At 62.6% G+C, this 3,803-nt stretch carries 5 protein-coding genes; all 5 read left to right on the forward strand.

The window, feature by feature from the left end; all coding sequences use genetic code 11:
- Positions 1-189 (forward strand): hypothetical protein (locus B5G37_RS15600; RefSeq protein ID WP_204217949.1); only part of this gene is annotated, 189 nt, incomplete at its 5' end.
- Complete coding sequence (locus B5G37_RS14095) at positions 189-527, forward strand: hypothetical protein (RefSeq protein WP_087258875.1); 339 nt, start codon at positions 189-191, stop codon at positions 525-527. The genes B5G37_RS15600 and B5G37_RS14095, both read left to right, overlap by 1 nt.
- Before the next feature lie 358 nt (positions 528-885).
- The gene (locus B5G37_RS14100; RefSeq protein ID WP_087258877.1) at positions 886-3,066 is read left to right on the forward strand and encodes a type IA DNA topoisomerase; all 2,181 of its coding nucleotides are present in this window, start codon (positions 886-888) and stop codon (positions 3,064-3,066) included.
- Between the two features lie 3 nt (positions 3,067-3,069).
- Positions 3,070-3,609, forward strand: a complete 540-nt coding sequence (locus B5G37_RS14105; RefSeq protein WP_087258879.1) for a DUF4313 domain-containing protein — start codon at positions 3,070-3,072, stop codon at positions 3,607-3,609.
- 9 nt (positions 3,610-3,618) lie between these two features.
- Positions 3,619-3,803 (forward strand): hypothetical protein (locus B5G37_RS14110; protein WP_143482984.1); only part of this gene is annotated, 185 nt, incomplete at its 3' end.

Consider the following 3,803-nt stretch of genomic DNA (forward strand, 5'->3'; position numbering starts at 1 on the left):
CGGAGCCACGTTGTCGATCCCGGCCTCTGTAACATTATTATACGCCGCCCGCAGTGCATAGTCAATATGGAATCCAAGGATAGCGCCGCATACGGGTTGAATACCGAGACGAAGGACGCCCGGCAGGCCAGCGCGGAGCTTGGCAGCATGGGCGATGCCGGACGTGTACAGGACAAGGGGGAGCGCTGATGGCGGCCCCCATGATCGAGCAGTTCCCCAAGGGGAAACTGAACAACTGCTGGCACTACATCGAACTGTGCAAATTCGTGCATCCCGAACTGACCGAAACCATCGACCGGCTGCGGGATACGCTCATCCGCTACACCCTCGTCAAACCATGGCCCCTGCCCCCGGACGGCGGGCCGGAATGCTTTCTCGTCCGGTTCCTCACCAAGGAGCAGAACGATTTCTTCTTCTACTACGGGCTGGGCTACGGCCTCGAAGCGCGGATGAGCGAGGAGGAACTGCCGACGGAGCACTTCGATCTGGAAAAGGCGATCATCGATTGCCGCCTCGACTATGTATGACTGGGAAAGGTTTATCAAAATGGTGCATGGTGAGATACCGGCCTGCCGCACCTGCCCCTTCATGGAGCTGACTGGCAGGGCAAAGATGACGGCGAACAACCGGCATACGAAGGGAACACGGGGCGATTGCATGTGCAAGCACCCCGACGCGCCGGAAACATTCAATAGAGTATGTCCGCGCAGTCCCCGGCTGCCCGGCTTCATAGGCTTCACAGCGCCGGGCGAAAACGTCCCGCAAATCAAAACTGCCCCAAGATGGTGTCCTCTGCGCATCAAGAGCAGGGAGGCAAGCCATGGATGAGGGTAGCAATAACAATGGCATCGCCCGATTTTCAGGAAATAGGAAGGACTAATCGATATGGGATATAAGCTGGTGATTGCGGAGAAGCCGATGCTGGGCCGGGACATCGCCCGCGCCATGTGCGGGCGGAAGGTGTCGGAGACCACCCCGTTGCCCATCAGCGGTAACGGGTACACGGTGGTGGCCTGCGCCGGGCATCTGCTGGAACTGGTGGAACCGGAGCATGTGGATCGGAAGTGGGGCGAGCCGTGGAGCATCGACGCGCTGCCCATCCTCATCCCGGACTGGCCGAAGCAGCCCGCCAAAGGCAAGGACGATCTGGTGGAACGCATCAGGGGCCTGCTGGACGATGCGGACTGCGTGATCCACGCGGGCGACCCGGACGACGAAGGCCAGCTCATCGTGGACGAACTCTTGGACTATCTCGGCTACAAGGGCGAGGTACTGCGCGTCTACGTGAACGACAACATCGAGAAGAACATCCGGAAGGCGTTCGAGCATCTTGTCCCCAACGGGGAGTGCCGCAACGCGGGCCGAGCCGCCTACGCACGGCAGATGGCGGACGCCTGCTTCGGCATGAACGAAACCCGGCTCGCCACCAAGCGCCTCGGCGGACGGTTCACCGTGGGCCGCGTGCAGACCCCCACCTTGGGCCTCGTGGTCAACCGGGACGAGGAGATCGAACACCATGTGTCCCGCAAATACTACGAGCTGACCGCCACGGGCGGCTGCACGGACGCGCAGGAGCCTGTCACCTTCAGATTCAAGCCCGGCAAGGAGCTGCTGGACGGAGAGACCCGCCTGTTCGACCGGGAGCCGTTGGACGCCCTCAAGGGCAGGCTGGACGGCACCGACACCGGGTTCAACACCGCGCTCTCCGAGAAGGTGGAAAACCCGCCCCTGCCCTACAACCTGACGGTCCTCCTGTCGGACATGAGCCGCCGGTACGGGTTCACGGCGGCGAAGACCCAGCAGATCACGCAGGATTTGCGCGACAAGTACAAGGCCATCACCTACAACCGCTCGGACTCCCAGTACCTCAAGGAGGAGCACCACACGCAGGCCCCCACGGTACTGGCGCAGGCCATGCGGAACCTCAGCGTCTCGTGGAAGCTGGACTACACCATCCACTCCAAGGCGTTCAACGAGAAGAACGTCACCGCCCACCACGGCATCATCCCGCAGGAGGCGGACGCCCCCGTATCGAAGATGACCAAGGACGAGGCCAAGGTGTACACGGCCATCGTGGAACGGTACGCCATGCAATTCCTTTCCCCGGCCCGGTACGACGTGAGCACCAGCACCTTCACCACGGAGGAGGGCAGCTTCACCGCCGTGTGCAAGCGATTGAAGGACGCGGGCTTCAAGGCCACCTTCGGCCACGCGGGCGAGGAGAATGAGGAGGACGCGCCCACGGGGAACCCGTGGCTGGGCGAGGGGGACCACACCCTCACCGGCATCTCCTGCACGGTGACGGAGAAGGAGACCACGCCGCCCAAACCGTACACGGAAGGCACCCTCATCGCCGACATGGCGTCCATCGCCAAGTACGTGAAGGACCCGGAGACCAAGGCCATCCTGAAACGGAAGGACGACGGCAAGAAGGGCGAGCACGGCGGCATCGGCACCACCGCCACCCGTGCGGAGATCATCGAAAAGCTCAAGCAGCGCGGCTTCCTCGACGAGACCGGCGGCAAGGTGCGTTCCACCGAGAAGGCTCGCGCCTTCTACCGCCTGCTCCCGCCGGAGATTCGCGGCGCGGACGTGACCGCCCGCTGGTGGCTGATCCAGCAGGACATCGCCGACGGCAGGGCCAACGTGAACAGCTTGCAGGACAACGTGGTGAACGTGTTCCGCCAGCACATGGACACCGCCTACCAAGGCGCGCACATAGCTTCCGGCTCCCACCCCGTGGTGGGCAAGTGCCCGATGTGCGGTCAGGACGTGGTGAAGACCGGCAGCATCTACGCCTGCTCCTCCAACAAGAACGAGAAGCAGGAGGACGGCACATGGAAGCAGATTTCCGGGTGCGGGTTCAAGCTCTTCGGATTCTGCGGAAAGAAGCTCTCCGAGAAGCAGGCGTCCGCCCTGCTCTCCGGCAAGCAGGTGCCGCTCAAGGGCTGTAAGTCCAAGGCGGGCAAGACCTTCGACTGCAAGATACGATTGGAGAAAGACGGGGACTTGGAACCCATCTTCGACAACAAGCCCAAGGGCAAGTACAACAAGGCGAGGAGGTAAACCATGAAACAGGACGCAAACGCGGTGACGTTGGAATATGTGAACCGGTGGGGCGACCACCACACCCTCGCTCTGTACAGGGATTCCTATGCCATGGGCGGAGGTTTCGCCATCTCCGCCCTCGATGCCACGGACCCGGCGGACAGTGAGTACCTGTCGCCGTGGAGCGACATCACCGTGAACATTCCCGACAACCCGGACGCCACATGGTGGTGCGCCACGGAAGGCAACGTCATCATCGACACCAACAACAACTCGAAGGAGCTGGTGAATGCACTCGTTGGGGCCGGGATCATCACCCTCACGGATCGCGTCTGCCATTCCGGCTACTGCACCTACCCGCTCGCCAAGGTCGCCCCGTGGGCGATGGAGGCCATGGGCACCTACGAGGAGACCATCGACCGGCTGACCGCCGACCGGCAGGCGGAGCGTCAGCCGGACGCACCCACGCTCCGGGGCGCGGCGGAGCAGGCCCGACAGGCATCCGAACAACTCACGCAGGATACGCCGGGCATCAGTCCGGCACGGGAAAACAACAGATAGGAGGCAGCCATGCCGCAGGAAGACAGGATATATTCGACGGGCCGGGAGGCCATCGAATCGCTCAGGGAGGATTATCGGGACTTCAATGATGACCCGGACGAATCCTTCGAGGAGTTCGCCGGGGATGTCCTCGACATCTTCAACGCCGCGCCGGACGCGGTGTACTCCTACGATCCGCAGATCAGGCCGGGTTC

Source organism: Pseudoflavonifractor sp. An85 (assembly GCF_002161235.1).
Lineage (GTDB): Bacteria > Bacillota > Clostridia > Oscillospirales > Oscillospiraceae > Enterenecus.